The organism is Thermus sp. LT1-2-5 (assembly GCF_040363165.1).
In the GTDB taxonomy this organism is placed as follows: Bacteria; Deinococcota; Deinococci; order Deinococcales; family Thermaceae; genus Thermus.
The window spans coordinates 1-1,561 of sequence record NZ_BSRG01000032.1; the positions used below are offsets into that span (position 1 = coordinate 1).

Here is a 1,561-nt window from a genome sequence, read left to right on the forward strand (position 1 = left end):
CCGACATTCCGCACCCCTCTCCCTTGGCCTTAGGATTTTGGGATGGAAACCACACCCAACCTACAGGTGTACGACCTGGGCCACCTGGGCCTGGTGGCCAGCATCCTGGATCAGATAGGACTGGTACAGACCGTAGACCGGTTCGTGGGCCCAAGGCCGGGCGAAAAGGTCTCCACTGGCATGGCCCTCAAGGCCGCCATACTGAACGCCCTGGGCTTCGTCACCTCTCCCCTCTACCTCTTCGGCCACTTCTTCCAGGGCAAGCCCACCGAGCTGCTCCTGGGGCCCGGCATCACCCCCGAACTTTTGAACGACGACCGCATGGGCCGCATGCTGGACAGCCTGTACGCGGCCGGGGTCACCGAGCTGTTCGTGGAGGTGGCTAAATCTGCCCGCAGAGCCTTTCCCTTTCCCGTGCGGGCTCTTCACGTGGACTCCACCAGCTTTCACGTCCACGGGGTGTACGGGAGCGGGGAAGAGGGCCAGACCGATACGGGGGACGAGCCCCTGGTCATCCGCCTCACCCACGGCTACAGCCGGGACCACCGCCCAGACCTCAAGCAGTGGGTGATGAACCTGATCTGCGCCGATACCGGGGGGATTCCCCTGCTCTTCGCTCCTGGGGATGGGAACCAGTCGGATCAGGAGGCCTTGGTTCCCCTGCTGGCGCGCTACCGCCAGAGCCTGGAACTGGGGGAGGTGGTGGTGCTGGACGGGGCCAGCTACAGCCAGGAGAACCTGGGGGCCCTGCGTGGGTTCTCCTGGGTCATGCGGGTGCCGGCCACCCTAAAGGAGGCCAAGGTCCTGCTACGCGAGGAGTTACCCCAGGAGGCCTGGAGGCCTCTGCTGCCGGGCTACCGGGGGCTGGAGGTGGAGAGCGAGTACGGGGGTGTGCGGCAGCGCTGGCTGTTGGTGGAGAGCCAGGAGCGGGCCAGGATGGAGGAAGCGAGCCTCCAGCAGCGGATAGCGCGGGCCGAAGGGGAGGCGCGGAAGGTCCTGGGCCGGCTGACGGCTCGGACCTTCGCCTGTGAGGCGGACGCCCGGCGGGCCCTGAGCGAGGCCAGCGGCCGACTTCCTTCGCACCGGCTGGTCTACCTGGGAGTGCAGGAGGAACGCCAATGGGAGCGGGTGGGCCGGCCGCGCAAGGGGGAGCGACCCTTGGCGGTGGTCTACCGCCTGCGGGCCCGCCTGGAGGTGGATCAGGAGAAGCTGGAGCGGGCGAGGCGGGGCCTGGGGCGATTCCTCCTGGCCACGAACGTGCTGGACCGGGAGGGGCTTCCCCCTCAGGAGGTGCTGAGGCGGTACAAGGACCAGGCCCGGACGGTGGAGCGGGGGTTCCGGTTTCTGAAGGACCCCCTGTTCTTTGCGGAGAGCACCTTCTTGAAGCGGCCCGAGCGGGTGATGGCCCTGGGGATGGTGATGGCCCTGGCCCTTCTGGTGTACGCCCTGGGGGAGTGGGCGCTGAGGCGGAGGCTTTGGGAGGCGGGGTCCAGCCTGCCGGACCAGAAGGGGAGACCCACAGCCAAGCCCACCTTGCGCTGGGTGTTTCAACTCTTTATGT

1 protein-coding gene is annotated in these 1,561 nt (G+C 67.5%); it reads left to right on the plus strand.

Features of this window, described 5'->3' with window-relative positions:
* Positions 1-42: 42 nt before the first annotated feature.
* The coding region (locus tag ABXG85_RS12870; protein ID WP_353514000.1) for an IS1634 family transposase at positions 43-1,561 on the plus strand (1,519 nt) is incomplete at its 3' end.